At 74.1% G+C, this 24,660-nt stretch carries 26 protein-coding genes; 13 read left to right on the forward strand and 13 right to left on the reverse strand.

Going from position 1 to position 24,660, the window contains the following annotated elements; translation table 11 throughout:
- Positions 1-36: 36 nt before the first annotated feature.
- Together ACZ6JY_RS10185 and bdeA are read right to left on the reverse strand one after the other, a co-directional pair.
- Positions 37-2,802, reverse strand: a complete 2,766-nt coding sequence (locus tag ACZ6JY_RS10185; RefSeq protein WP_469194194.1) for a helix-turn-helix transcriptional regulator — start codon at positions 2,800-2,802, stop codon at positions 37-39.
- Between the two features lie 44 nt (positions 2,803-2,846).
- Complete coding sequence (gene bdeA, locus ACZ6JY_RS10190) at positions 2,847-3,788, reverse strand: bis(hydroxyethyl) terephthalate hydrolase (protein ID WP_469194196.1); 942 nt, start codon at positions 3,786-3,788, stop codon at positions 2,847-2,849.
- Between the two features lie 280 nt (positions 3,789-4,068).
- Here bdeA and ACZ6JY_RS10195 point away from each other — a divergent pair, with 280 nt between their 5' ends.
- Complete coding sequence (locus ACZ6JY_RS10195) at positions 4,069-4,794, forward strand: MIP family channel protein (protein ID WP_469194198.1); 726 nt, start codon at positions 4,069-4,071, stop codon at positions 4,792-4,794.
- A 355-nt stretch (positions 4,795-5,149) separates the two neighbouring features.
- Here the strand turns inward: ACZ6JY_RS10195 and ACZ6JY_RS10200 are convergent, their stop codons facing one another.
- Entirely contained in the window at positions 5,150-5,728 is a 579-nt protein-coding gene (locus ACZ6JY_RS10200; RefSeq protein ID WP_469194200.1) for a sigma-70 family RNA polymerase sigma factor, read from the reverse strand.
- A 155-nt stretch (positions 5,729-5,883) separates the two neighbouring features.
- On the opposite strand from ACZ6JY_RS10200, the gene ACZ6JY_RS10205 reads away from it, so the two are divergent.
- The 5 genes from ACZ6JY_RS10205 to ACZ6JY_RS10225 all read left to right on the forward strand — a co-directional run bounded on the left by ACZ6JY_RS10205 (position 5,884) and on the right by ACZ6JY_RS10225 (position 13,459).
- Complete coding sequence (locus tag ACZ6JY_RS10205; RefSeq protein ID WP_469194202.1) at positions 5,884-6,903, forward strand: MerR family transcriptional regulator; 1,020 nt, start codon at positions 5,884-5,886, stop codon at positions 6,901-6,903.
- A 264-nt stretch (positions 6,904-7,167) separates the two neighbouring features.
- The gene (locus tag ACZ6JY_RS10210; protein ID WP_469194204.1) at positions 7,168-8,283 is read left to right on the forward strand and encodes a GNAT family N-acetyltransferase; all 1,116 of its coding nucleotides are present in this window, start codon (positions 7,168-7,170) and stop codon (positions 8,281-8,283) included.
- 116 nt (positions 8,284-8,399) lie between these two features.
- Positions 8,400-9,617, forward strand: coding sequence for a DegT/DnrJ/EryC1/StrS family aminotransferase (locus ACZ6JY_RS10215; RefSeq protein WP_469194206.1), 1,218 nt, complete (start codon positions 8,400-8,402; stop codon positions 9,615-9,617).
- Between the two features lie 28 nt (positions 9,618-9,645).
- Positions 9,646-10,194 carry an SRPBCC family protein gene (locus ACZ6JY_RS10220; protein WP_469194208.1) on the forward strand — a complete coding sequence of 183 codons (549 nt, stop codon included), beginning with the start codon at positions 9,646-9,648 and terminating at the stop codon, positions 10,192-10,194.
- An 88-nt stretch (positions 10,195-10,282) separates the two neighbouring features.
- Entirely contained in the window at positions 10,283-13,459 is a 3,177-nt protein-coding gene (locus ACZ6JY_RS10225; protein WP_469194210.1) for an amidohydrolase family protein, read from the forward strand.
- A 70-nt stretch (positions 13,460-13,529) separates the two neighbouring features.
- On the opposite strand, the gene ACZ6JY_RS10230 is transcribed toward ACZ6JY_RS10225, so the two are convergent.
- From ACZ6JY_RS10230 to ACZ6JY_RS10245, 4 genes are read right to left on the reverse strand one after another with little or no spacing between them, the layout of a single operon-like run.
- Positions 13,530-14,129 carry an alkaline shock response membrane anchor protein AmaP gene (locus tag ACZ6JY_RS10230; RefSeq protein ID WP_469194212.1) on the reverse strand — a complete coding sequence of 200 codons (600 nt, stop codon included), beginning with the start codon at positions 14,127-14,129 and terminating at the stop codon, positions 13,530-13,532.
- Positions 14,113-15,090, reverse strand: a complete 978-nt coding sequence (locus ACZ6JY_RS10235) for a DUF6286 domain-containing Asp23/Gls24 family envelope stress response protein (RefSeq protein ID WP_469194214.1) — start codon at positions 15,088-15,090, stop codon at positions 14,113-14,115. The genes ACZ6JY_RS10230 and ACZ6JY_RS10235 overlap by 17 nt, the downstream gene beginning before the upstream one ends.
- Positions 15,087-15,272: a hypothetical protein gene (locus ACZ6JY_RS10240; RefSeq protein WP_447035197.1), complete on the reverse strand. Its 186-nt coding sequence runs from the start codon at positions 15,270-15,272 to the stop codon at positions 15,087-15,089. The genes ACZ6JY_RS10235 and ACZ6JY_RS10240 overlap by 4 nt, the downstream gene beginning before the upstream one ends.
- Positions 15,273-15,329: 57 nt before the next feature.
- Positions 15,330-15,863, reverse strand: a complete 534-nt coding sequence (locus ACZ6JY_RS10245) for an Asp23/Gls24 family envelope stress response protein (RefSeq protein ID WP_469194216.1) — start codon at positions 15,861-15,863, stop codon at positions 15,330-15,332.
- A gap of 257 nt (positions 15,864-16,120) precedes the next feature.
- Between ACZ6JY_RS10245 and ACZ6JY_RS10250 the strand changes: the two genes are divergently transcribed.
- The 3 genes from ACZ6JY_RS10250 to ACZ6JY_RS10260 are packed head-to-tail and all read left to right on the forward strand — an operon-like array spanning position 16,121 to position 17,738.
- Entirely contained in the window at positions 16,121-16,690 is a 570-nt protein-coding gene (locus ACZ6JY_RS10250) for an RNA polymerase sigma factor (RefSeq protein WP_469195012.1), read from the forward strand.
- Entirely contained in the window at positions 16,681-17,385 is a 705-nt protein-coding gene (locus ACZ6JY_RS10255) for a hypothetical protein (RefSeq protein ID WP_469194218.1), read from the forward strand. The genes ACZ6JY_RS10250 and ACZ6JY_RS10255 overlap by 10 nt, the downstream gene beginning before the upstream one ends.
- Complete coding sequence (locus ACZ6JY_RS10260) at positions 17,382-17,738, forward strand: Asp23/Gls24 family envelope stress response protein (protein ID WP_469194220.1); 357 nt, start codon at positions 17,382-17,384, stop codon at positions 17,736-17,738. Before ACZ6JY_RS10255 ends, ACZ6JY_RS10260 begins: the two co-directional genes overlap by 4 nt.
- A 19-nt stretch (positions 17,739-17,757) precedes the next feature.
- Here ACZ6JY_RS10260 and ACZ6JY_RS10265 read toward each other — a convergent pair whose 3' ends face one another.
- Together ACZ6JY_RS10265 and ACZ6JY_RS10270 are read right to left on the reverse strand one after the other, a co-directional pair.
- Entirely contained in the window at positions 17,758-18,513 is a 756-nt protein-coding gene (locus ACZ6JY_RS10265) for an anti-sigma factor (RefSeq protein ID WP_469194222.1), read from the reverse strand.
- On the reverse strand, positions 18,510-19,094 hold the full coding sequence (locus ACZ6JY_RS10270) for a sigma-70 family RNA polymerase sigma factor (protein ID WP_469194224.1): 585 nt from the start codon (positions 19,092-19,094) through the stop codon (positions 18,510-18,512). Before ACZ6JY_RS10270 ends, ACZ6JY_RS10265 begins: the two co-directional genes overlap by 4 nt.
- 334 nt (positions 19,095-19,428) lie before the next feature.
- Between ACZ6JY_RS10270 and ACZ6JY_RS10275 the strand changes: the two genes are divergently transcribed.
- A complete protein-coding gene (locus ACZ6JY_RS10275; RefSeq protein WP_469194226.1) occupies positions 19,429-20,028 on the forward strand; it encodes a hypothetical protein in 600 nt (199 codons plus the stop codon).
- Between the two features lie 160 nt (positions 20,029-20,188).
- Entirely contained in the window at positions 20,189-20,755 is a 567-nt protein-coding gene (locus ACZ6JY_RS10280) for a type 1 glutamine amidotransferase domain-containing protein (RefSeq protein WP_469194228.1), read from the forward strand.
- A 49-nt stretch (positions 20,756-20,804) separates the two neighbouring features.
- Here the strand turns inward: ACZ6JY_RS10280 and ACZ6JY_RS10285 are convergent, their stop codons facing one another.
- From ACZ6JY_RS10285 to ACZ6JY_RS10300, 4 genes are all read right to left on the reverse strand, one after another.
- Positions 20,805-21,284, reverse strand: a complete 480-nt coding sequence (locus ACZ6JY_RS10285; RefSeq protein ID WP_469194230.1) for a hypothetical protein — start codon at positions 21,282-21,284, stop codon at positions 20,805-20,807.
- Positions 21,285-21,486: 202 nt separating this feature from the next.
- Positions 21,487-22,119: a hypothetical protein gene (locus ACZ6JY_RS10290; protein ID WP_469194232.1), complete on the reverse strand. Its 633-nt coding sequence runs from the start codon at positions 22,117-22,119 to the stop codon at positions 21,487-21,489.
- Between the two features lie 112 nt (positions 22,120-22,231).
- The gene (locus tag ACZ6JY_RS10295; protein WP_469194234.1) at positions 22,232-22,813 is read right to left on the reverse strand and encodes a VanZ family protein; all 582 of its coding nucleotides are present in this window, start codon (positions 22,811-22,813) and stop codon (positions 22,232-22,234) included.
- Positions 22,814-22,895: 82 nt separating this feature from the next.
- On the reverse strand, positions 22,896-23,390 hold the full coding sequence (locus ACZ6JY_RS10300) for a hemerythrin domain-containing protein (protein ID WP_469194236.1): 495 nt from the start codon (positions 23,388-23,390) through the stop codon (positions 22,896-22,898).
- Positions 23,391-23,588: 198 nt separating this feature from the next.
- On the opposite strand from ACZ6JY_RS10300, the gene ACZ6JY_RS10305 reads away from it, so the two are divergent.
- Complete coding sequence (locus ACZ6JY_RS10305; RefSeq protein WP_469194238.1) at positions 23,589-24,014, forward strand: DUF6003 family protein; 426 nt, start codon at positions 23,589-23,591, stop codon at positions 24,012-24,014.
- A 196-nt stretch (positions 24,015-24,210) separates the two neighbouring features.
- Positions 24,211-24,651, forward strand: coding sequence for a hypothetical protein (locus ACZ6JY_RS10310; RefSeq protein WP_469194240.1), 441 nt, complete (start codon positions 24,211-24,213; stop codon positions 24,649-24,651).
- Positions 24,652-24,660 lie beyond the last annotated feature (9 nt).

Here is a 24,660-nt window from a genome sequence, read left to right on the forward strand (position 1 = left end):
GCGGGGGCCACGCCCGGATAACAGAAACCGGATGGCCTAACGCCCGTCGTGCGCGGAGAGCTGCTCGCACCGGGCGACGAGCCGGGACAGTTCGACGCGCGAGCGTACCCCGAGCAGCGCGAAGACGTTCCGCAGGTGGTGGTCGACGGTGCGCGGACTCACCGAGAGGCGCCGGGCCACCTCGCGGTTGGTGGCGCCCTCCGCGACGCAGCGGGCGATCCTGAGCTGCTGCGGGGTCAGGCACGACAACCGGCCCCCCGGCGGCTCGGCGGCTCCGGCCTCGCCCGTGGCGCGCAGCTCGGCCCGCGCCTGCTCGGCCCAGGCACGCGCCCCACAGCGTTCGAACGAGACCAGGGCGTCCCGCAGCCTGCCCCTGGCCTCGCCGGGGCGGCGCCTGCGGCGCAGCCACTTGCCGTACAGGAGCTGGGTGCGGGCGTTCTCGAAGTCGCCGCCCGACAGTTCATGGCGGGCGAGCGCGGCGGCGTAGAGGGCGTCGCTCTGCTCGGGGCCCGCGAGCAGCGCGTGGCAGCGGGCCAGTTGCGCGGGGGCCTGCGGATCGGCGCCCTGGGCCGCCCACTCGGCGAACTCCGCGACGCAGGCCCGCGCCCGCTCGCCCTCCCCGGCGAGCACGGCCGCCTCCACGTAACAGGGCACGGCGAGCATCCGCACGGCGAAGTGGCCGCGCCGCGGGCCCGGCCGCACCACGGGGCCGAGCCGCGCCGCGGCCTCCGGCGCGCGGCCACGGCTCAGCTCAAGGCGGGCCAGCGCCCACTGGGCCAGCGTCGACGCCTGCGCGAGGCCGTGCCGGTCGGCGATCCTCGCGGCGGCCGAGGCCCGCGCGGTGACCGCCTCGTCCTCACCCTCGACCGACGCCACCAGGGCGAGGATCGCGTGGTGCTGGGCGGCGATGTTGCACTGCCCGGTGGCCTCCGCGGCCCGCAGCCCCTCCTCGGCGTGCGCCCTGGCCCGCGCGTGCCGCCCGGCGCGCAGCTCGGCGTAGGCCAGGTGCTCAAGGGCTTGCGGTACGTGGATGTCCGTGCCCCGCGAACGCGCGGCGGCCAGCGCCCGGGCGTTGATGCGGGAGGCCGCGGGGAGGTCCCCGACCACGAGCGCGGCGACCCCGGCCCGCAGCAGACGCCCGGGCTCGTCGGCCCGCTCGCCCTGCTCGACGACCTTGCGCAGCCCGCGGCTCGCCGCGCCGAGCCGCCCGCGCATGACGACGAACATGGCGGCGCGGTACTCCTCCGCCTGAGGATCGGCGTCCGTACGGTCCCGCCGTGCGGAGCCTGCGGCCGGGGGAGTGCCGAGCGCGGAGAGGTAGGCCGTGGCGTCCCCCATGTCCCAGGCCGCCGCCATGGCGCAGAACCGGGCTTCCGCGGCGGCGTCCGGGTCGTGCGGCAGGAGCAGCTCCGCCGCGAGCAGCAGCGCCTCGCGGGCGTCGGCCACGGGACCGTCCCCGAGGGCGAGCCGCCCCCGGGTCAGTTCGACGGCTCCGCGCACCAGCGGGTCGGTCGACTCGGAGCACGCGGTGGCCAGCAGCTCCCTGGCCCGGGCGGGTCTGCCCGCGAGCCGGGCGTGGTCGGCGGCCGCCGCCCTGCGCAGCGCCCGCTCCCGCGCGGCCTCGGTGAGGTCCGCCGCGGCGGCCAGGGCCGCCGCCCGCTCGGCGTGGGAGGTACCCGTGCCCGCGTCGTGCGCGGCGGCGACCAGCGCCGCGGCGAGGCCGGGGTCGGGAGCGGTCGCCGCCAGCGCCCGGTGCAGGCGGTGGTGGAGCGGCGGGGTGCGGGTGTCGTCGAGGGCGGCGGCGAGCAGCCGGTGGGCGGCCCGGCGCCGCGCGGGCGGGGCATCGGCGTAAAGCGTCTCGCGCGGCCCGGGGGCGTCGAAGCGGACGCGGCCGTCCGCGAGGTGCACGATCCCGGCCGCCTCGGCGGTACCGAGCGCCGCGCCGTCGAGGCCCGCGGCCGCGGCGGCCCGCAGGACGAGATCGGCGTCGGCGCCCGCACACTCGGCCCCCGGCACATGGGCCGCCGCGGCGAGCAGCAGCAGCTCCGTGGTCTCCGGGGCCATGCCGCCGTAGGGCGGTGCCGGACTCGCGGGCAGCGGGCGGGGCAGTGCCGCTCGTCCGGAGAGCTGGCGTGGGGTCAGCCCGGCGACGAGGCCGTGGAGTAGCCCCGGGTTGCCGGCCGCGGCCCGCAGCAGTTCGTCCCGTACGACGGGATCGGCACCGCCCCGTGTGAGCTCGTCGAAGAGCGCGCCCGCCGCGTCGGGCGCGAGCGGGTCCAGGCGCAGCACGGGCAGCTCGGCCAGGTGCGGATCACCGGCGCGGCGCTCGGCGACGGAGACGAGGAGGCCGACGCGGTACGGCCCGTTCAGGCGGCGGGCGGTGAAGCCGAGGGCGGCGCGGGACGCCGCGTCCCACAGGTGGAAGTCGTCCACGCAGAGCAGGAGGGGGCCGCCGCCCGCCAGGTCGCGCACCATGGCGAGCAGGGCCCCCGGTTGGGCCGGAGGTGCGGGCAGGTCCGCCCCCGCACACCACAGGGAGTGCAGCCCGCTCCAGGGGATCAGGCTCTCCGCGGGCACGGCACGCGTGCTCAGGACCGTGCCCTCGCCCGACGGGTGGCGGGAGCGGAAGGCGCGGGCGGCGTGCGCGAGCAGCGTGGTGCGCCCGAGCCCGGGAGCCGCCGCGAGCACCAGGGCCCCGCCACGGCCCGCGTGCACGCCGTCCGACAGGGCGTCGACGGCGCGCAGCGGGGCGCTCCGGCCGTATATCCGGCAAGGTGTCGTCACGGTCGTCGGTCCGGCCACGACCGTCACGTTACTGCCGCGTAAACCGATGCGGAAGGCGTTGCTCAGGAGGTGTGCGGGCAGTTCCCCCGGTACTCCTCGATGGTCAGGCTCGGGCGTGGCAGCGGGCAGAGGAACTGCTCGTAGCGCACGTCGTTGTCGATGAAGCGCTTGAGCCACGAGACGCTGTACTTCGCGATCGTGGTGTTGGACGTGTTCGGAGTGAAGTGGCTCGCGCCGTTCAGCTCCAGGTACGCCTTGTCGAGGGAGCCGGGCAGGCTCTCGTAGAAGGGCTCCGAGTGCGAGCCGACCGGGGCGATGCTGTCGCCGTCGGCGCCGACGAGGAGCGTGGGCGTGCGCAGCTCAGGCCAGCTCTTGTCGAGGTTCCAGCCGGTCAGCGGGATCGCCGCCTGGAGCGCGGGACGGCTCTTGGCGGCCTCCAGGGAGCCGCCGCCACCCATGGAGTGGCCCATGACGCCGAGTCTGCTGCCGTCGATCCGGCCGCGTACGGTGCTGCGCTCGGTCAGGTAGTCCAGCGCGGCCAGCAGTTGGCGGCCCCGGCTGGCGGGCTGGTCGACCGTGGAGAGGGTGTCGATGGTGAAGACGACGAAGCCCTGCGAGGCGAGCCGCGGGCCCAGCCAGGAGATGGACGACTGGGTGCCCGTGTAGCCGGGCGAGATCGCGACGGCACCGAACGTGCCGTCACTGGTCGACGTCGGGTAGTAGATGGTCCCGCCGCCGAAGCCGCTGACGCTCAGGGACGACACGCGCGCTTCGGACACGGAGTAGTGGCCGCGCGACGCCTCGATGCTCGACACGGTCGGCGCCGGGCCACGCTCGTACGGGTTGTCCGCGGCGCCCGCGCTGCCCGTCTGGGCGGTCATCAGGCCGCCCGCGGCCAGCAGGGCGGCGAGGCCGGCCCGCAGGAGGCGGGTGCGGGTCCGGTTTCCGCCGGGGGGTGGCGTGGTGGCGGTGATGGTCTGGGTCTCGTTGCTGGGCTGCTGCACGACGGTGGGTTCCTTTCGGGGGAAGGCGTCTGTCGGCAGCGGCCACTGTCCGGGCGATCCCATGCCGTGCGCATCGGCGAAATCACCGGTCTTCAACCATCGCCGTCACTCGACCGGGCGTACGGAGCGATGGAGGCGAGGTCCGGCGCGAGGGGCACGGCCCGGCCTGAGAGGACCGCCGTCCGTACGGCCGGCGGTCCGTCTTCTCCCGGGTCGCCCGGAAGGCGGGCACGTGCGGCCGAAGGGACGATGAGCCGGACAGTCCGGCAGACCCTGCGAGGTGGTAGCTGTGGAGACAAGAGCGGTGATCTCGGAGTTCCTCGGTACGTTGCTCCTGGTCTTCTTCGCCGTGGGGTCGGCGGTGCTCGCCGTGGAGTACATCGGCACCCTCGGCATCGCGCTGGCCTTCGGTTTCACGCTGCTGGCCCTCGCCTACACGCTCGGCCCGATCTCGGGTTGTCACGTGAACCCCGCCGTCACCCTCGGCATGCTCTGCGCGCGCCGCATCGACGTCCGCACCGCCGTCACGTACTGGGTCGCCCAGATCGTCGGCGGCATCATCGGCGCGGCCCTGCTCTTCCTGCTGGCCAAGCAGGTGCCGGGGCTGCGGACGAGCGGCTCCTTCGGCAGCAACGGCTACGGCGACAGGTCGGCGGTCGGCATCAACATCGGCGGCGCCTTCCTCGCCGAGATGGTGCTGACGTTCCTGCTGGTGTTCGTGGTCCTCGGGGTCACGCACCGCGTGGCGGTCACCGGCTTCGACGGGCTGCCGATCGGCATCGCGCTGGCCGTCATCCACCTGGTCGGCATCCCGCTGACCGGTACGTCCGTCAACCCCGCGCGCAGCCTGGGTCCGGCCCTGTTCGCCGGGGGAGGGGCCCTGACGCAGCTCTGGCTGTTCATCCTGGCGCCCCTGGTGGGCGGCGTGCTGGCCGCGCTGATGCACCACGTGACGCATCCCGTGGGCGAGGAGCGCGTCATCGCGGACAAGGCGTCCGCGGCCTGAGCGGGACGGCTTCCGCGCGGGACGGCTTCCGTGCGGGACGGCTTCCGTGCGGGGCGGGCACGTGGGTGGTGCGGCGTGACGCGCACACCACCCACGGCCCCGCGGCCGCCGTTCCACGGGCAACGGCGGCGGCGGCGGCCTCAGCGGCGCCGACCCCGCTGGGACACGCAGGCCGCGGGGTCACGGCGGGCCTGCGGCCGCGTGACGGTGACCGGCACGGCGGGCTGTCACGTACTTCCGCAGGAACGGGCTCCATGGATGCGGCGGACGGACAGGAATCTCATCGGATTCCCGGCCGGTTCTCTCAAGCAGCAGGGCGGGCCTCAAGAAGCGGCAGTCTCAAGAAACAGGCGCCTCAAGAAGCAGGCGCCTCAAGAAGCAGGCGGAGGCGGTGCATGCCGCGCCGCGCGTGGCTCTTGACCGTGCCCAGCGGCCACCCCGTCCGCTCGGCGATCTGCGGCTGGGTGAGGTCCTCGTAGAACGCCAGGCACAGCACCGTCCGCTGCGGCACCGACAGCCTCGCCAGCTCCCGCGTCAGCAGCACCCGGTCGACCACGGTATCCATGCCCTCGTCCCCGGCGTGGTGCGCGAGGTACCGCGCTCCCGCGTACTCGACGAGTGCCGCCCTGCGGGCACGCGCGGCCAGGGTGTCCGCGATCTTCCGCCGTGTGATGCCCGTCAGCCAGGCCATGGGGCTGCCGAGTTCGGGGCGGTACCCCCGCCGGCCGCGCCACGCGGCGAGGAAGACCTGCTGCGTGACGTCCTCCGCCTCACGGCTGTCGCCGAGAGCCCGCCGGGCCAGGGCGTACACGCGCGGCCCTCCCCGGCGGTACAGCGTGACGAGGCACGACTCGTCACCGCGGGCAAGGCCCGAGGCCAGTTCCGCCTCCGTGTCCGGCACCTCGGCGGGCCGCGGTGACACCGCTGTACTCATCGACGCTCCGTCAGCTCCTCGGACCGGTCGGCAAAAGCCGCCATTACGGTCATGACCGGGCAGGCGCACCGCGGACCCGGCCGCGGCGGGGACATCTTCGGAACAGCCGTGATCACGCGGCAACTTGCGTCGGTCGTGCGTCGTATCGTGGGCGGATGGATGAGTCAGGGGGGCGCGAGGACCACGCCCGGCGACGTCCGGGGGACGGTGGTCCCGAGGGCACCGGGGTCACCACCGGCGCGCTGGCGAGGCGGCTCGGGGTGTCACCGACGACGCTGCGGACCTGGGACCGCAGGTACGGCCTCGGCCCCGCCCGGCGGGAGCCCGGCCACCACCGCCGCTGGACCGAGCGGGACGTGGCCATGGTCGAGGAGATGGGCCGGCTCACCGCCGCCGGGGTGCCGCCCGCCGAGGCCGCGCACGCGGCGCTGAAACTGGCCGGCGAGGCGCTGTCCGTGCCGGTGCCGGGACCCCGGCGGGCACGCCGTACCCGGCCCTCGTCACCGGAGATGTTCATACGGCAGCGCAAGGGCCTCTCCCGCGCCGCCGTACGCCTCGACGCGCCCACGGTGCAGGAGTTGCTGACCGGCGCGGTGGAGCGGCACGGCCTCGTCGACGCCTGGCACGAGGTGATCATGCCGACGCTGCACGCGGTGGGCCGCAAGTGGGAGGAGTCCGGCGACCGGTACGTGGAGGTCGAGCACCTGCTGTCCTGGCAGGTCTCCCGCACCCTGCACCGCTGCGCCGCGGCCCCCGTCGCCCCGTCCGCCGCGGCCCCGCTGCTCCTGGCCTGCGTCCCCGGCGAGCAGCACTCGCTCCCGCTGGAGGCGCTCAGCGCCGCCCTGGGCGAACTCGGCGTACCCCAGCGCATGTTCGGCGCGGCCGTGCCCGTCGAGGCGGTCTCCGCCGCGGTCCGCAGGACGGGCCCGCCGGTCGTCTTCCTCTGGTCGCAGGCCCGGTCCACCGCGAGCGTGCCGCTGGCCCGGCACCTGGCCGACCTCCGCTGGGGCGTGCGGGGCGCGAGGGGCGGGCCCGTCGTCATGCTGGGCGGACCCGGTTGGGCGGGGCCCGCCGTGCGCGGAACACTGCGGCCGAACAGTCTGCGCGAGGCGTTGGCCCAGATCGCGAAAGCGCGCGCGGAACCGCACAACACCGCTGGCCACGAAGGCACGTGAGGCGCGAGGCCGGTCAGCACCCTTGACACGTGCGTACGGTTTCGCGACCTTTGAGCGCCGCCGCGCAGTTCGCATCGGTCGCCGACCCTGGCACGGGCGTACGCGCGTAGCGGCATGGAATCCGGAGGTCCGGCAGGACGCGGCAGCGTCGACGGGGGGAGCGGTCGCCCATGCGATCCCACAGCAACGGTCCATACGCCGTAGTGACCGGCGGCGCGCACGGCTCGCCCTTCGTGGAGCGTGGGGAAGGGCGGCTGATCTGAGGTGCGCATCACCCTCCACAGGCCCGACGGCCTGAGCCCCTCGGTCCGCTCCGCCTGGCACCAGGCGATGGACGAGTCGCCCGAGTACGCGAATCCCTTCCTGGCGCCCGAGTTCGCGGAGGCCGTCGGCCGCCACCGCGGCCGCTCACTGGTGGCGGTCCTGCGGGAGAACGACCGGCCGGTCGGCTTCCTCCCGTACGAGCGCAACTCCTTCGGTGTCGGCCGGGCCATCGGCCTCGGTCTCTCCGACTGCCAGGCCCTCGTGCACCGCCCCGGGGTCATCTGGGACACGGAGGAACTGCTGCGGGCCTGCGGCCTCTCCGTCTTCGAGTTCGATCACCTCGTGGAGGAGCAGAAGCCCTTCTGCGGATACGTCACGGGGACGTTCGCCTCACCCGTCCTCGACCTGAGGCCCGGCGACGGGGACTACGCGCGGTGGCTGCGCGGAGCGTATCCGAAGCTCGCCAAGACGACGCTGAAGAAGGAGCGCCGCCTGGGGCGCGACATCGGCGAGACGCGGTTCGTCCACGACGAGCGCGACCCGCGGGTACTGCGCACGCTGATGCGCTGGAAGTCCGCCCAGTACCGCAGGACGGGGCGCATGGACCGCTTCGCGCGGCCCTGGATCGTCGACCTGGTGGACCACCTCTTCCAGGTCCGCGAGGAGCACTTCGCCGGTGTGCTCTCCGTGCTGTACGCCGGTGACCGCCCGGTGGCCGCACACTTCGGGCCGACGTCGCGCACCGTCTTCGCGGCCTGGTTCACCGCGTACGACCCCGAACTGAGCTACTACTCGCCCGGCCTGATGATGCACCTGCGGATGGCCGAGGCCGCGGCCGCGCGCGGGGTGCGCCTCATGGACATGGGCCGCGGCGACAAGCAGTACAAGGACTGGCTCAAGACCCGCGAGCTGCGCGTCGGCGAGGGCTTCGCGACGCGGCCCCACCCGGTGGCGGCGGCGCACCGCATGTGGCGCAGACCGGTGCGTGGCCTGCGGAACACGGTCCTCGCCCACCCCGAGCTGCGGGAACCGGCCGACCGGCTCCTGAAGGCGGTCGGCACCCTGCGCACATCGAGCCGGCCGGGCCCCGCGGACCGGCCGCTCCGCACACGCTGAGCACGTCTTCTCCACGGGCCGGCCGTCCCGAGCACGGCCGGCCACGCTCGACGCCCCCGAGAGGCCGGACCTCTCCCGGGCGACCCCATCCACGGCGATGCAGCGGAAGAGGCGGGATGCCCGTGCCGTACGGATCACGGCTGGCCGAGGAGATGGCGCGGCGCCTCGGGCGCGAGTGCGTCTACACGCCGTCGGCCCGCCTCGCGCTCTACCTGGCACTGCGGCGCTGGTGCCGGCCGGGCGCGCGGGTGCTGATGTCACCCGTCAACGACGACGTGATCCTCTTCGTGGTCCTCGCGGCGGGCCTGCGCCCCGTACAGGCCCCGGTCTCCGCCTGGGACGGCAACATCGACCCGGCCGCCGTCCCCGAGTCGACGTGGCGCGACGTCGACGCGGTCCTGACCACGAACCTGTACGGGGTGCCCGACCGCGTGGTCGAACTGCGCGAGCGCTGCGACCAGTTGGGCATCCCCCTGTTCGAGGACGCGGCGCACGCCATCGGCACGCGCGTCGACGGCCGGCCGATCGGGACGTTCGGCAGGGCGGGCGCGTTCAGCCTGTCCAAGCACGTGGCGGCGATGGCCGGCGGCTTCCTCGCCGTCGAGGACGCGCGCACCCGGCGGGAGATGGAGCTCCTGCGCGACGAGCTCCTGACGCCGCGCCGCCTGCGCCACGACCTGGCCGCCACGCTGCGCCCGCTGGCCCGCTCGGCCGTGCGCTCCGCGGGGCTCGTGCGCCCGGTGTGGCGGACGATGCAGCGCCTGGGCCTCCTCGAACGCGACGCCATCCGCATGGACCTGCGCCCGGGACAGCTCGCGCGGTCGGCGCACCGGGCGCCGAGCCTGGCCGCGTACGAGTCATGGGTCCGCGTCGACCTGCACGGCTTCCGCGCGCGGCACGGCACGCTGGTCCGCGGCCAGGTGAAGCTGCGCCTGGACCGGCTGGAGGGCGACCTCGCCCGCCGGCGCATCGGCGTCTCGCTGCTCGGCGCCACCGCCTGGGCCGGCCAGGCGCTGCGCGACCGCTCGGCGCGGGGCGGCCCGCTGCCGCTCTTCCGCGTCCCCCTCCTGGTCCACGACCGCGACGCCCTTCTCTGCCGCCTGGTGGACCACGGGCTCGTCTGCGGCTACGTGTACGACCCGCCGCTCGACGACTACGCGGGCGCCGAGTTCGTCGAGCCCTCGCCCGATCCCACGGCGGCCCGCTGGTTCGCCGCGCACGCGCTGCCGGCCGATCCGCTCCTGGCCCGCCAGGTCATCAACGCGCTGACGAAGGAGCGCGCCCGGCCCACGCACCCGCAGATCCCGCTTCCCTCCGTCCTTACTGGCGGGTAATGTCATGGGCCGAGGAACGGAGTACTCCATGGCCCGCACGTTCACCGTGTCCCGCAGCATCGTGGTCGAAGCGCCGCCTTCGCTGGTGTACGAGCAGGTCAGCCGCCCCGCGCAGATGGGGCGGTGGAGTCCGGAGAACCTGGGCGCGACCGTCGCCGACGAGGCCGGGCCCGCCCGGGTGGGCCAGGTCTTCGTGGGGCACAACAAGCGCGGAGCCGCCCGCTGGACCACCCGGTGCACGGTGACCGAGGCGGACCCGGGCAAGCGCTTCGCCTTCCGCGTCCACGCGATCGGTTTCAAGCGCCCGCGCCTGCGTGGCCCCATCGCCACCTGGGAGTACCGCTTCGAGGAGACCGAGAGCGAGAGCGGGACCGAGAGCGGGCAGGGGGCGCCGGGCCCGGCGACACGGGTCACCGAGACCTGGACGGACGACCGGCGCTCGTGGCCCGCCTTCGTGGCCAACACCTTCGACCGGATCGCCACCGGCGGACACACGTTCGCCGCCTTCCAGGTCCGCAACATCGACCGGACCCTGCGCAACCTCAAGCGGGAGCTGGACGGCGCGGCCGGCCCCTGAGCCGGTGAGCGGGGCACGTGACCGAAAGGGTCCGCGCCACGCCGTGGGGTGTTGCCCCCGCCCTCGCGGTGCGCGAGTGTGCTCTGCCATGGACTGTGACCGCAGCGCCGCCGCGTTGCCTCTGTCTCGTCGTCAGCTGATGGTCGCCACCGGGGCCGGCGGGGCGCTCGTGGCGCTGGGCGCCGTCCCTGCCCCCGCCCGCCCGCGGACCGGCGTCCCCCTCTCCTTCACCCGCGTCACCAACGGGGCGGCCACCCTCCCCTCCGGCGGCGGCAGGCTCGTCGCCGAGGCGCAGGCCATGCTCTGGTCAGTGCCCCGCACGGGCGGCGAAGCCGTGCCGCTGACCTCCCCGGAGCTCGATCCCAACCGGCCCACGCACTCACCGGACGGCGGCCTGATCGCGTTCGGGGCGTACCGGGACGGCGGCTTCCACATCTGGACGGTGCGCCCGGACGGCACCGGGCTGCGCCGCCGCACCGGGGGGCCCTGGGACGACCGGGGCCCCGCCTGGTCGCCCGACGGCACGCGCATCGCCTTCGCGTCGGAGCGGGGCGGCGACCCCGTGAAGGGCGGCCCGTACCGTATCCACGTCCTCGATCTCGCCAGTGGCGACATCACCCGCGTGACCGGCCTGCCGGGCCAGGAGGGCCCGCTCCAGGACGACCGGTGGGAGGACTTCGACCCCACCTGGTCACCGGACGGCAAGCGCATCCTGTTCGTCCGCGGGAGGACCGTCGCCGTGCCCCAGGGCACCGCCCTCGAAGCCCGTACCGTCGCGGCGGTCGCCGCCGGGGGAGCGGGCCCCGTCACCACCGTCCGCACCGAGACCGCCGCCGCCCAGGTGATGACCCCGGCCGTCGCCGCCGGCGGCGGCCGCCTGGCCTATCTGCGCGTCACCGCCGCGCCCCACGCCTCCTGCACCCTCGTCGTCGACGGCACCCCTGTCGCCCTCGACGGCGACGTCGCCCCCGTACCGCCGCGCTGGACCCCGGACGGCAGGCTGCTGCTCACCGTGGACGGCCGCTTCACCCTCGTACGACCGGACGACCCCGGCACGGCCGAGACGATCCCGTTCGACGCCACCGTGCCGGTGGACCGCCCCCGGTACCGGGTGAAGGAGTACGACCTGGGCCTCGGCCGCGGCGGTCCGGTGCGCGGCATCCACCTGCCCGCGCTCTCGCCGGACGGACGGCGGATCGCCTTCGCCGCGCTCAACTCCCTCTGGCTCGCGGACACCGAGGGCGGCAGAGGGCCCCGGCGACTGCGCAGATCGGCCCCCACCGCCTACCTGCTCGGCCCCACCTGGGCCAGGGACGGCACGTCACTCGTCTACGCCGACGACCGCGACGGGCTGCTCGGCGTGTACCGGCACGACCTGGCCACCGGCACCGAGACACCGCTCGCCACCGGCGGCCGGGTCCACCCCGTGCTCTCGCCCGACGGAAAGCGGCTCGCCTGCCTCGACCTGACCGGAAAACTGATCGTCCGCGACCTGGCCGACGGCACCGAACGCACACTCGCCACCCCGCTCGGCGGGGGAGGACTGCCCGGCAGACCGAGCTGGTCGCCCGACGGCCGGTACCTCGCCCTCTGCGACCGCAACCGCCTCAACTTCCGCTTCCGCGAGGGCTACAACCTCATCCGCGTCGTCGACACCACCACGGGCGAGGACCGGCTGCACGCCGTCGCCCCGCACACCTCGCTCGCCGACCGGTACGACTCCGGGCCCGTCTGGTCGCCGGACGGCCGCCACATGGCGGTGATCGTGGACTCCGCGCTGTGCGTCCTGCCCGTCACAGCCGACGGCACCCCGCGCGGCGGACCGCGCACCCTCACCGACGAACCGGCCGACCACCCGTCCTGGTCGGGCGACTCACGCACGCTCCTCTACCTGTCGGGCACCCGGCTGCGCACGATCGAAGCGGACGGCGGCCGTCCGCGGACGGTCCCCGTGACCCTGAACAGCCGCAGGCCCGCCCCCGACGACATGGTGGTGCACGCCGGGAAACTGTGGGACGGGACGGGGGAGGGAACCCGCGATGACATCGACATCATCGTCCGGGACGGCCGTATCCGGGCGGTCGAGCCGCACCGGGCGCGCAGGGGCACGCGGTCCGAACGCCGTATCGACGCCTCGCGGCGCACGGTCGTGCCCGGCCTCTGGGACAGCCACACCCACCCCTGGCAGAGCACGTACGGGGGCCGGCAGACGGTCGGCCAGTTGACCTACGGCATCACCACGGCGGTGTCGCTCGGCGGGTTCGCCTTCGAACAGGCGCGCGTCAGGGAAGCCGTGGCCTCGGGCGAGCTCGCGGGACCGCGCCTGCTCACCTCGGGGGAACTGCTGGACGGCGCCCGCGTCGCGTACAGCATGGGCCGGGCCCACACGAGCAGGGCGGGCCTGCGCCGGTCGCTCGAACGGGGCGCCGCGCTGGACTGGGACTTCGTCAAGACCTACGTACGGGCGCCGGGGTGGGTGATGCGGGAGGCCGCGCGTTTCGCCCACGAGCGCCTGGGGGTGCGGTGCGGCGGGCATCTGCTGTCGCCGGGCGTCCAGCTCGGCCAGGACCTGACGACACATCTCCAGGCGACGCAGCGGGCGGAGTCCGGCCACGCGGTGACCGCTTCGGGCAAGGCGTGGGACGACGTCCTGGCCGTCTACGGCACGGGCTTCGCCCTGATCGCCACGCCCTTCACCTCGGCGCCGCTGCTCGGCGCGGACCCCGGCCTCGCGGAGGATCCGCGGGTCACGGTGGTGATGCCACCGTGGGACGCCGCGCAGATCAAGGCCGCGGCGGGCGTCCCGCCGACCGCCGCGCAACTGGCCACGCTGCGCACGGAGACCGACATCTACCGCCGCGTCCTGGCCGCGGGCGGCCTGGTGGCCCTCGGCACGGACCAGCCCCTGGTCCCGGTGGGCCTCGCACTCCACCTGGGCCTACGGGCCCTGCACCGCGGCGGCCTGTCCCCGGCAGCCGCCCTGCGCATGGCGACGGTGCTGCCGGCCAGGGTCTTCGGCCTGGACGCGGAGCTGGGCACGGTGGAGCCCGGCAAGCTCGCCGACCTCACGGTGGTGGACGGCGACCCGTTCACCGACTTCGCCACGCTGGTACGCACGACGGACGTCGTACGAGCCGGAGCCCACCACAGCACCAAAGACCTCCTGACGGCCTTCACCCCCCACAAACGCCAGCCGCCCCCACCGGAGGGCTGGCTGGAAACATCCCGAGAAATGCGAAGAGACGGCTGCTGCGACCCCCTTTGAGACCGGTTGTTCGGGGGCGCGGGGAACTACGCAAACGGCAAGCGAGGCCAGGGCGAGCACCCACCCGCCCCTAACGAAGCCGCCGCCGCCCCCGCCCAAACCGCCAAGGCAACGCCGCAGCCAACCGCACCTCCGCCTCCACCCCCCGCGGCGCCGCCACAGCCCGCAGCTCCGTCACAGCCCCCTCCGCCAGTTCCCGCAGCACCGCCCCCGGACACGCACCGGACGTGAGCGTCAGCGTGACCCGCACCCGCAGCCGCCGGGGGCGGCCACGCAGCACGACTCGCGCGTCGGCCACGCCAGGCACCGCACGGGCCCGCTCCGCCACCGCGGCGGCCAACGCGGAGCCCGACAGCGTGACACCCCCCTGCCCGAGCGCCAGCTCACGCAGGCGCCCCGTCCGCAATTGACCCACGGCCCACCACAGGAACAGCAGCACCCCGAGGCAGAGCGCGGCGATCACCACAGGCGTCCACCACCCCCGGTCGCGCCACCGCCCGAGGGCTTCCTCGCCGAGCCACACCCGGTCGGCCGGAAGCCGGGGCCAGCCGGCGGGCAGCCGGTCCCGTACGAGATCCGTCACGGAGGCCAGCGCCGCACCCGCGACCACCAGGGCGGCCGCCAGCACGAACAGCGCCCCCCGGTTGGTGCCGTTACGCAGTCCGCTCATCGGCGGTACCCCCTCCCGCAGTCGAAGCCGGTACGGCGGCCTGCGGCTCCGGCGGCGCGCTCCAGGCCGGTTCGGTGCGCACCCGGACGCGGACTCGCAGAGGCCGCGCCAGGCCGCACGCGGCCACCGCCTCCTCCGCCGCCTCGACCACGGCCACGCGAACGGTCTCCCGCGCGCCGAACCGCAGGCCCGCACGCACCCGGGCGCGCCGCCGGCCGACGTCGACCCGTACCGGGCCGACGCCCGGCACGTCCGACACGGCGTCCCGCACCAGCAGGGCGACGGCACGCCGGTCGAGGGACGCCCGCACGCCCACCGGCGCCGCCAGGGGAAGCCGCCCGCGCAGACCGGGCGTGACGGCGAGGACCAGCAGCCACACGCCGAGCACGATGAGCCCGACGGCGACCACCAGGCCGGGCCACGCCGCGCTGTCGGGACCGTGGGCGGACAGCCACTCCACGGACCGCGTCCGCCACCGCGCGGGCGCCCGCCCGGCCGCGTGCACGGAGACGACGTCGTAGAGGAGCAGCCCGCAGACCGCGGCGAAGAGGAAGGCCGGCACGGCGACGGGCGTCCGCCGCTCGGACCACGGCCTGCGCGAGCGGAACTCACCCGCCCGACCCGCCTCGACGGACGTCTCCCGCGACCGCTGCTCCGCCCGTTCCCGTACCCGCAGCTCCCGCACCCGTACGCGGGCCGACGGCACGGCGAGCCCGGTGAGCAGCGCCGTGCGGTCGGCGACGTGCGACCGTACGCGTTCGCCCGCCTCGTCGAGCACGGCGGGGTAGGGCAGGCTCACCGTGACACCGACCCGGGCCCGGCGGCCCCGCACGGCGGCGGAGCCCCGGCCGACCTGGACCTCTCCAGGGCCGAGGGCCTCGGTGGCAGCCCGCTCGGCGATGCGGCGCACCGCGCGGTCGGCCACGGTCGTCGAGCCGCGCTCCGCCGCCGGGGCGCTCATCGGCCACCCCGGCCACGGCCGCCGAGGAACTCCCGTATGTCCGTGCCGTCGTCCACGAGACGTCCCACGACGAAACCGACCGCGCCGAGCGCGGCCACCAGGAGGAAGGCACCGAAGCCGCCGAACCAGCCGGCGAACCCCAGAGCCATCCCGGCGATCATGCCTACCAGAGCTGTGTTCACCACTCACCTCTCACCGCGGAACCCCGCGACATCGGAACAGGAAGGGCCGGGCGGGGGCTACTCCACCCGTGCGTCGCCCGTCGAGTCCGCGGTCTCGTCGCCGGGCAGCCGCACGTCGTTGACCGCGACGTTCACCTCGACGACCTCAAGGCCCGTGATCCGCTCCACGGCGGCGATGACGTTCTCGCGGACGTCGTGGGCGACGTCGGTGATCGGCACGCCGTACTCGACGACGATGTCCAGGTCGATGGCGGTCTGCCGCTCGCCGACCTCGACCTTCACGCCGCGCCCGACGTTGGGCCGGCCGCCGGGCACACGGTCGCGGACCGCGCCGAGCGTGCGGGAGAGCCCGCCGCCCATGTCGTACACGCCGGGGATCTCGCGCGCCGCCATTCCGGCGATCTTCACAACCACCACGTCGGCGATGGAGGTCTTGCCGCGCGTCGCGGCCGGCTCGGACGGGCCGGTGCCGCCGGTCACGGTGGTGCTGCCCGCGCTCTTCTGCGACGTGTCGGTGCGACCGATGTCGCCGGAGGCCGAGGCCGAGGTCGTGCTCGTGGTCGCGTTCGAGTGAATGTCCTGAGTCGCCATGACGGCTGCTCCTCGTCGTCGGAGTTGTTCGGCTGCGTCGTTCGGTGGGTTCGGTGCCCGCTCGTGTCACGGATGCGTCTGCCCGCGCCCACTCTCTTCTGTCCGACACGGATGCGGGAACGTCGTTACGCGCCTCGGAGAGTTTTTTCGCCGCGGCGGGTAACGTGCCCTCGCCGCGTAACGCGGACCGCCTTCCATGTGTCGTAGGAGCACGACCTGGACGAGAGGAGCCGCGTGTGCCCGGGGACCGGGGCAGAGTGCCGGAGGACGAAGCGGACGCGTCCGCACGGCGCCACGACGGATTGCTGGCGGTGCGCGCCGGGGAAGGCGACGAAGAGGCCTTCGAGGAGCTGATGCGCCGCCATGCCCCCGCTCTGCTGCGGCTCGCGACGCGGCTGCTCGGAAGCCGGACGGAGGCCGAGGACGCCGTACAGGAGTCGTTCGTGAGCGCTTGGCGCAAGCTGCCGGAGTTCCGCAGGGACGCGCGGTTCAGCACGTGGATACACCGCATCGTCACCAACCGGTGCCTGAACGTGCTGCGCTCGCGCAGGCCCTCCGTCGACCTGGAGGGCGTGCCCGAACCCCAGGCGCCCGAACACGTGGCGTCCCCGGCCAGAGTGGCCGAATCCCACGCCGCCGCGGCCGATCTGTCCAGGGCGATGGCGGGGCTCTCACCGGAACAGCGCGTCTGCTGGGTGCTGCGCGAACTCAACGGCCTCGCCTACGAAACCATCGCCGAGTCCGTCGGCATCAGTCCGGAGGCGGTGCGCGGCCGCGTCTTCAGGGCACGGCGCTATCTCACGGAGGCGATGGCCGCATGGCGGTGAACGAGGGGACAGGACCGGGCGGCGGGCACGGCGCTGCCGGCGGGAGCGGCCCGGAGCATGACCGGGCGGAACGGGAGCTGCTGCCCTGCGGCAGGGAACTGTGGAGCGTCTGGGAACGCCACGAGACCGGCGAGCCCGATCCCCACGCCGCCGGTTGCCCGCACTGCACCGAGGCGCTGAACTCCCTGCGGCGCCTGGAGGACGTCGTGGCCACCGCGCGGGACACGGACCCCGCGGCGGCCGAGCCGGACGCCTCGGCGCTGGTGGGCCGCGTCATGGACGTGGTCCGCCTCGAACTGCGGCCGGGCCGCACGCTGCCGCTCGGCGAGGACGACGAGGACGCCTGGATCGTGGAGGCCGCCGCGGCCCGGGTGATCCGTGCGGCGGCCGAGACGCTGCCGGGGGTACGGGCGGGCAGTTGCCGCATCGAGGCCGTGCCCGACCCGATGCCCGACGCGGCTCCGGCGCGGCGCTTGAGGCGTGGCCCCGTCGTCATCCGCCTGGCGGTGGAGGTGGCGCTCACCTGGGGTCTCCAGGAGGTCGCGGACAAGGTGCGCCACCGGGTCCTCGAAGCCGCCGACGCCGAGCTCGGCATGCGGGTCGTCTCCGTCGACGTGACGATCGCGGACATCATCGACGACAGTGACCCCATCGACGACAGCGACATCATCGACGACAACGAGGAGCGGCCGTGACCGAGCGACTGGCCTCCGGTGAGCTGACCGAGGCCGTGGGAAGGGCGGTGCTCGCCACCCCCGGGGTCGCGTTCCTGCGGCCGGGCCTCGCCCAGCTCATCCGCGCCTCGAAGGCCCTGGCCCGGGTGCGCCCCGGCAGCGGCGCGTCGGACAGCCCCTCGTACGCCTCAGGTGTGCGGGTGACGCGGGACAGGGGGAGCTGGCAGGCCGATGTGCACGTCGTGCTGCGCCGCGGCCACCGGGCCGTGGACGTGACCCGGGAGGTGCGCGCCGCGGTCGTCGGCGCCGTGCGGCAGGCGACGGGGGCGACGGACGACCCACGGGTCACGGTGACCGTGACGGGGCTCGTCTGACACCCCCGCGGCTCGCGCGTCAGGCGGGGAACTCCATCAACGCCACCGGGTCCGAGGTCGGCTTCGGTGAGCCGCCCTCCGGTTCCAGCGTGATCCCCATGCCGACCGCCCGGCCGACCGAACCGTCCATCAGCATGGCCTCGGTGTCCTTTCCGGGGTCCATCAGACCGGCCGGGCGCATGGACCCGTCGTCGTTGAACCACAGCTGGTAGACCTTGCCCCGCGGCGGCTTCGGCAGGTTCGTCGCCACGAACGCGGCCCGGTCGCGGGCGGCGGAGACCACGACGGTGCCGCTGGCTCCGTCGGCGAGCCTGCCCGTACGGGCCTTCGCGTCCGGTGCGGCGAGGACCGCCGCCAGCTCCTGGGCCCGCGCCTGTGTCCGCTGGACCGCCTCGCGGGCGTCCTCGGCGCGCTGATGCTGCCAGACGGCGGTGCCGCCGAACACCGTCGCGGCGGCGACGCAGGCGGCCAGCGCCCACCGGGTGGCGCCGCGCACCCGCCGCGGCGCGGTGCCCGGCCCCGACGGGGCTTCGGGGCGCGGGACCTCCTGGCGGACCGTGGCGATGCGCGCGAGCACGTCGTCCTTCATGGCGCGCCGGGGCGCGGCGGCCAGGGCGAGACCGAGCCGGGCCGCGGTCTCGCCCAGTTCCCGCACCTCCTGGGCGCAGGCGGGGCAGACGGCCAGGTGCCGCTCGACCGCCGCGCGTTCGGCGTCGTCCAGCGCGTGCGTGACGTAGGCGCCCGTCAGGGTGTGCGGGTCGTCGGAGATGGTCATGCGTTCACCCCCAGGCAGTCGCGGAGGCGGATGAGTCCGTCCCGCAGGCGGGTCTTGACCGTGCCGAGCGGCAGGGCGAGGAGTTCGGCCACCTGGCGGTACGTCAGGCCGCGGTAGTAGGCGAGGGTCACCGACTGCCGCTGCACCTCCGTCAGGGTGCGCAGGCAGCGGCGCACCTGCTCGCGTTCGAGCCGTGTCTCCACCTGCTCGCTGACCTCGTCGAACTCGGGGGAGTGGTCGAGGAGCGCGGCCCTGTGGTCGCGGGCGGCCGAGGCCTCCGCCGACCTGACCCGGTCCACCGCGCGCCGGTGGGCGAGCGTGAGGACCCAGTTCATCACCGTTCCGAGGTCGGAACGGTAGCGGGGCGCGGTGCGCCACACCTCCACGAGGACCTCCTGGGCGACCTCCTCCGACTGGGCGTGGTCGCGCAGGACGCCGCGTACGACGCCAAGGACGGGTCCTGCCACGGCGTCGTAGACACCGGAGAAGGCCTCCTGGTCGCCGCGCGCGACCAGGGCGACCAGCTCTCGTAGATCGGGCCCCGGTGGTGTTCGGGTGCCGATGTGCACGACTTCTTTCACGCGGTGCTCCTCCGGGACACGGATCGCGGTACGTCTGTGATCCGTAGCCGTCGGCGCCGCGGATTGGTCCGGCGTCCGGACGATTCCGACCCAGTGTCGGCCCCCGGCGCCCGCCCCGCCACCGCCGGCGCTGTTGCCGTTCGGTGACATGCGGGACAGAGCTGTGACGTGCGGGAGGGCAACGTGTCCGGGGTCCGGCGGGTCGTAAGGGATGTCAGATCAAAAGGGCGGATATGTTCGCCCGAAAAGGGCCTGACGACCTGAGACCCGACGATCCGAGACCCGACGACCTGAGACAAGACCTGACGACCTGGGGGAATCGATGAAGACGAGCATGCGTGTGAACAAGGGCCTGGTCGCCGCGGCAGCGGTGGCGGCGACGGCCGGTGTCGCCGCCGGGACGGTACCGGCTTCCGCGGCCGGTACGCCCCGCTTCCTGGCACCTTCCCAGCTTCCGCCGCATCCGACGTCCGCCTGGACCGCGGGACCGGTCACGGCGGGGCAGCCCGACCCGCTGCCGATGTGCGTCGGCGAGGCGCTCCCGTCCACGTCCGTGCACCGCGCCTACCGCACCGACCTGGACACCGGCGCCCTGCAGGTGACGGTCGTCGAGAGCAGTGAGCGGCGGGCCAAGGACTACGCGGCCCTGCTGCGCACCAAGCTCGACGGTTGCGCGAAGAAGGTGATGGAGGAGAACCCCGACATCACCGCGGAGCAGAAGTACTACGGCAAGCTGAACGTCGAGGAGGGCGCGTACGTCTACGGCGTCCACACGGAGGCCATCTGGGGCGCCTCCGACATCAACATGTTCTCGGTGGGCCGTGACGGCAACACCGTGACGCTCGTGCAGTGGGGCCAGATGGGTGGCTTCGCCGACGCCCAGGTCGCCGACTTCAAGAAGACGACCGTCACGGCGGTGAACAAGCTCTACTGATCAACGGCGTACGCACACGGCCGCCGGTCCGGGGCCGACGTCGTTCCAGGACTTTCTGCCCGCCCGGCAGGAGACGTCGGTCCCGCATGCCCCTCGTGACGCGGGGCACCCGATCCCCGCACGACACCGAGCGACCACAGCAGGAAGGAAAGGCAGCGTCATGGCTGAGAACACCCTGGACGGCCACCGCGTTCTGACGATCGTCTCCAACTACGGGATCGAACAGGACGAACTGGTGGTGCCGGTGGAGCACCTGCGCGACCGGGGCGCGCACGTCGACGTGGCCGCGGTCTCGGCGGAGGAGATCCAGACCCTCGTCGGCGACAAGGACCCCGGCAAGACGGTCCGGCCGGACCTGAAGATCTCGGACGCGGACGTGTCCTCGTACGACCTGCTCGTGGTGCCCGGCGGCACGATCAACGCCGACAACCTGCGGCTCGACGAGGACGCCGTGAACGCGGTCCGCACGTTCGCCCGTGCGGGCAAGAAGGTGGCCGCGATCTGCCATGGCCCGTGGCTGCTCGTCGAGGCCGACGTCCTGGCGGGCAAGACCCTCACCTCGTACGCCTCGGTCGCCACCGACATCCGTAACGCCAAGGGCACGTGGGTCGACAAGTCCGTCATGCACTGCGGCGCCGAGGACTGGGATCTCATCACCTCGCGCAAGCCGGACGACCTCAAGGACTTCTGCCGCGAGATCGACTCCACGCTCGGGGCGGCGGGCTGACGCGTCGCATCGGTGGCCGGGAGGAACTCCTCCCGGCCACCGGCGTGTGTCAGGACGATCTGCGCCGGAGCCGGTACGCGCCGAAGCCGCAGGCCGCGAGGACCAGCGCGACGCCCCCGGCCACGTAGATGCCGTCGTTGTCCTGTGATCCGCCGGTCCCGGCGCGCACGCCGCGGCCGGACCCGGCCGCTCCCACGGTGATGGTGTACGAGGATGTGGCGCCGCCCGGGCAGGCGACGCTCACCTCGTGGGTGCCCGGCCTGGCGTCGGAGCGGATGGTGCCGTTGCCGGTGTAGACGCGCGCCGATCCGGTGGACAGCGGGACGCTCCGCGTGAAGGCGTCGGAGGTGGCGGTGGCCGAGTCCGCGGTGCATCCGCCGTCGACGGAGACGATCACCGACTGGCCGGGCCTGCCGGGGCTCGGGGTGATCGACAGCGACGGCTGGGGGTCGGCCAGGGCCTGGGGCGCCACCACGGTGAACGCCGCCGCGGTGAGTGCGGCGGTGGTGAGAGCGGGACGGACGCGCATGGGAGGGGACCTCGATTCCTGCGCGGCCGGGAGCTTGCCGTCCCTGAGTGCTCCGCGCTGATCCTCATGCAAGGCGCAGTCGGCGTGTTCGGCGCGTCGGACGCGGCCACGCGGGGTAGCCGGGCGCGGCCCTCCGCGCGCGGGCCCGGATGCGGGTGTCCCGCCTGCGGGTTCTCAGTGCCGGGTTCTCAGTGGCGGGTTCTCAGTGGCGGGTCGGGTGCGCCGACCGCTGGGTCGGCAGGCCGAAGGGGCGGTGTGGTCGCGCGTGACCGGCGGACGCGTCGGCCCTGCGGTCCTGCGGGCGGGGCATCAGCAGCTCGTGGAAGAGCTCGTGCCCGGCGAGCATGGCGTGCCGCATGGCCTCGGGGTCGGTCTCGCCCGCGGCCGCGCGCCGCGCCGCCTCGTGCAGTTCGCGGCTGCCGTGGGCGTGCCGCGGACAGTGCAGGGAGAGGGCGTCGGCCTGGCGCTCACGCGACTCCGCGGGGAAGCCGCGCTCCACGGCGAGCCGGTTGAGCAGGGCGTTGGCCAGCGCCACCGTCTGTCCCGGAGCGTCGGCGAACCGCTCCTGCAACTCGGCCCACGCGGAGCTGTACCGCTCACGGGTCGGTGTGCTCAGCCCCTTGACGCGGAGGTTGCCGAAGCGCCGCAGGCGTTCACTGAGCTCGCGCTCGGCGGCTGCCGTGTCCCCCTTGTGCTCCGCCACCGCGCGGTCGAACTCGGGACCGAAGCGGCGCCGGAGGTCGTCGGTACTCGTCTGGTTCAGCGGGCGGGCGAGCAGCAGCGCAGTGATGATCGCCACGGCCACGCCCAGGATGGCCAGCATGCTTACGGACATGTGCCTGCCTTCCGCAGAGACTCCCTCAAGCGAGGCTTCAGCTACAGCGTGTAACCAAACGTACGGTAAATAAACGCGTTGAGTGACATTTCACTTCCGCTGCGTGGGTGATTCACCATCCCTGGCGGGCATCGCGCTTGGTGAAGCGGTGCCACCAGTGGTGCCGCCGGGGGTGGACGGCCCGGCCGAGCCTGCGCCCCAGGACGAGATAGCCGACCAGCGCGCCCGTGGTGTTGAGGATGACGTCGTCGATGTCGAAGGTCCGGCCGGTCACGAGGACGCCCTGCGCCAGCTCGACCAGGACCATGGTCACCGCCGTGGCCAGCGCCACCCTGAGCAGGCCGCGGGTGCGGGGCAGGAGCACGGGCAGCAGCATGCCGAACGGCACCCCGAGCAGGATGTTGCCGCCGATCTGCTTGACCGTGTCACGGAAACCCGGCTGCGCCAGGTAGTCCCGTATGGAGTCCCCGGGCGTGAGGTTGCTGTGGGTCAGCGTCACTGAGGCCGCCGACGGCTCCAGCGTGAGACGGGCAAGCACCACGGCGAAGGCGACCATGCCGACGAAGGCGACGAGCATCGTGGTCGCCCGCACCAGCGGCGGCAGCGGCGCCCTGCCCGGTTCGGGCTCGCCGGCGGTCTTTGCCGCGTCCTCGTGGCGATGTGAGCGTGCCGTGCGGCGTGTGCGTGCCATCATGCCTCCACCTCCAGGAAGGGCCGGCCTCCGAACCGTGGCGGTGCCTGTCGGACCGCGTGGCTCCGCCGGGCCGAGCCGATGATCAGCCGTGCACCATGCGTCGTACGTCGTCCACGTCCCCGCGGCACGTACGCAGTTGCTCGGCGCGCTCCCTCGCGAACGCGGCGCCGAGGCGGACGCGTCCGGCCCGGGTGACCCGCTCACCGGCGTCCACCAGGAGCGTCCGTTCCGTCTCGTCCGCGTAGTCGGTCACCGAGGTGACGAGTTCCGCCAGCCGGGCGTCCCAGGCGCAGGGGCTCCGCTCGTCGGCCTCCAGCAGGTCGAGCAGGGCCTCGGTGCCCTCACCGTGGCGGGCCACGCCGCGCCGGATCTGGCCGTTGTCGATGCCTCCGTACCGCAGGAGCGCGGGGTAGACCTCCGTCTCCTCGGCCCGTACGTGGGCGATGTAGAGCTGCGCGAAGTCCCGCAGGGCGTGGCGGTGTTCGGACGGGCCGCCGTGGCTCAACTGCCGCAGCAGGTCCTCCGCGATCCGGTGGTCCTTGAGGATCAGCTTGACTACGTCCTGCGAAGGGAACATCAAGTGCCTGCCTCTCTGGTCCGCTTCCCCGCTCCGATACCCGGCCCCGGCCACCTGATGCGCCGCATCAGCCGATCGGCGCAACACCGCCCACTTCGAGGAGGTGCCCGGTGAGGTCGGGGAGAGGGGCGCCGGAGGGTTCTCGCGGCGCTAGCATCAGACGCCGCTGACCTACGATGAAGGAACGGTTCCGCTGCCATGGCCGACGACGCCTGCCTGTTTCTGCTGCCCGCACGCCACCCTCTGATCGGGGCGCCCCTCGCCGCCGTCGGCGACCTGGAGTGCCGCGAGACCCCCGCTGTCCAGGGATGGCTGCACGCCCACGGGGTGTCGGCCTCGTCGGAGCTCGTCCGGATTCTCCCCGCGGAGACGGAGGCGATCATTCCGGAGGAGGCCGAGCGGCTGCCCGTGCCGCTGAGCCCCGAGGAGACCATCCGGGTGCAACAGGCGTGCTCCCCGCGGTCGGTGACGGACATCGAGTCCGAACTGCTCGACTTCCGGGATACCGCACGGGAACGGGAGTCGCTCGTCCACCGTGCCCTGACCGCCGGCATCCCCGCGCCCCGCATCGCCCAGCTCACCGGTCTCGACCCGCAGGAGGTCGGCCGCCTGACCCAGGGCTGACGGCGCGGCCGGGCCCGGCCGGACGGCGGACAGCGCCTTCCGGAAGGTGCCCTTCGGGCGTGGTGCGACAATCTGCTGACCGGATCGCGGACCGTGGCTCCGGTCCGGTGCGGTGGTCGCACCGCACGAGCGAGAAGCTGTGGAGGGCCCTGGGGCGGTGTCGCCCCCGGGGCCCGGCGGTGGGGAGGAGTCGACGATGACGCAGTGGCGGTACCACGCCAGGGACGCGGTGGAGTGGCGGCACATCGCCAGGGGCGCCAGGCCGGTTCCTGAACCCATGGCCACGCCCTTCGTCTGGACGGCCGCTTCCTGGGGCTCCTTCGCGCTGATCGGCGTGCTCGACCTGCTCGGCGCCCTCGACCGCACCGGCTTCGCGCTGGCCGCGCTCTCCCTGCTCGCCGGAGTCCTCGGGGTGCTCGGCCGGTTCACCGCCGCACCGGGGACCGCGCTGCTCTGCTGGGCCCTGCTGAACGTCTTCGCCACCCACCCCACCGGCGAGATCTCCTGGGCGGGGCACCGGGACCCCGGCTGGATGGCCTGCCTGCTCGCGGCGGCCCTCATCGGCACGGCCGCGGGCCGGCTGTTCGCCGCGCGGGCCGCCTACCGCCGCGTCACCCCGTACGACGGAGCGGCCTGACCCGCGCCC

The organism is Streptomyces sp. NPDC046335 (assembly GCF_055587985.1).

What these genes read in the sequence shown, in the direction of transcription:
- ACZ6JY_RS10245 (WP_469194216.1), bottom strand. Translation starts at nt 15,863, where the DNA reads ATGGCGACTCAGGACATTCACTCGAACGCGACCACGAGCACGACCTCG.
- ACZ6JY_RS10285 (WP_469194230.1), bottom strand. Translation starts at nt 21,284, where the DNA reads ATGCGCGTCCGTCCCGCTCTCACCACCGCCGCACTCACCGCGGCGGCG.
- ACZ6JY_RS10290 (WP_469194232.1), bottom strand. Translation starts at nt 22,119, where the DNA reads ATGTCCGTAAGCATGCTGGCCATCCTGGGCGTGGCCGTGGCGATCATC.
- ACZ6JY_RS10300 (WP_469194236.1), bottom strand. Translation starts at nt 23,390, where the DNA reads ATGTTCCCTTCGCAGGACGTAGTCAAGCTGATCCTCAAGGACCACCGG.
- ACZ6JY_RS10280 (WP_469194228.1), top strand. Translation starts at nt 20,189, where the DNA reads ATGGCTGAGAACACCCTGGACGGCCACCGCGTTCTGACGATCGTCTCC.
- ACZ6JY_RS10305 (WP_469194238.1), top strand. Translation starts at nt 23,589, where the DNA reads ATGGCCGACGACGCCTGCCTGTTTCTGCTGCCCGCACGCCACCCTCTG.
- ACZ6JY_RS10230 (WP_469194212.1), bottom strand. Translation starts at nt 14,129, where the DNA reads ATGAGCGGACTGCGTAACGGCACCAACCGGGGGGCGCTGTTCGTGCTG.
- ACZ6JY_RS10225 (WP_469194210.1), top strand. Translation starts at nt 10,283, where the DNA reads ATGGACTGTGACCGCAGCGCCGCCGCGTTGCCTCTGTCTCGTCGTCAG.
- ACZ6JY_RS10310 (WP_469194240.1), top strand. Translation starts at nt 24,211, where the DNA reads ATGACGCAGTGGCGGTACCACGCCAGGGACGCGGTGGAGTGGCGGCAC.
- ACZ6JY_RS10255 (WP_469194218.1), top strand. Translation starts at nt 16,681, where the DNA reads ATGGCGGTGAACGAGGGGACAGGACCGGGCGGCGGGCACGGCGCTGCC.
- ACZ6JY_RS10220 (WP_469194208.1), top strand. Translation starts at nt 9,646, where the DNA reads ATGGCCCGCACGTTCACCGTGTCCCGCAGCATCGTGGTCGAAGCGCCG.
- ACZ6JY_RS10295 (WP_469194234.1), bottom strand. Translation starts at nt 22,813, where the DNA reads ATGATGGCACGCACACGCCGCACGGCACGCTCACATCGCCACGAGGAC.
- ACZ6JY_RS10200 (WP_469194200.1), bottom strand. Translation starts at nt 5,728, where the DNA reads ATGAGTACAGCGGTGTCACCGCGGCCCGCCGAGGTGCCGGACACGGAG.
- ACZ6JY_RS10275 (WP_469194226.1), top strand. Translation starts at nt 19,429, where the DNA reads ATGCGTGTGAACAAGGGCCTGGTCGCCGCGGCAGCGGTGGCGGCGACG.
- ACZ6JY_RS10205 (WP_469194202.1), top strand. Translation starts at nt 5,884, where the DNA reads ATGGATGAGTCAGGGGGGCGCGAGGACCACGCCCGGCGACGTCCGGGG.
- ACZ6JY_RS10215 (WP_469194206.1), top strand. Translation starts at nt 8,400, where the DNA reads ATGCCCGTGCCGTACGGATCACGGCTGGCCGAGGAGATGGCGCGGCGC.
- ACZ6JY_RS10235 (WP_469194214.1), bottom strand. Translation starts at nt 15,090, where the DNA reads ATGAGCGCCCCGGCGGCGGAGCGCGGCTCGACGACCGTGGCCGACCGC.
- ACZ6JY_RS10265 (WP_469194222.1), bottom strand. Translation starts at nt 18,513, where the DNA reads ATGACCATCTCCGACGACCCGCACACCCTGACGGGCGCCTACGTCACG.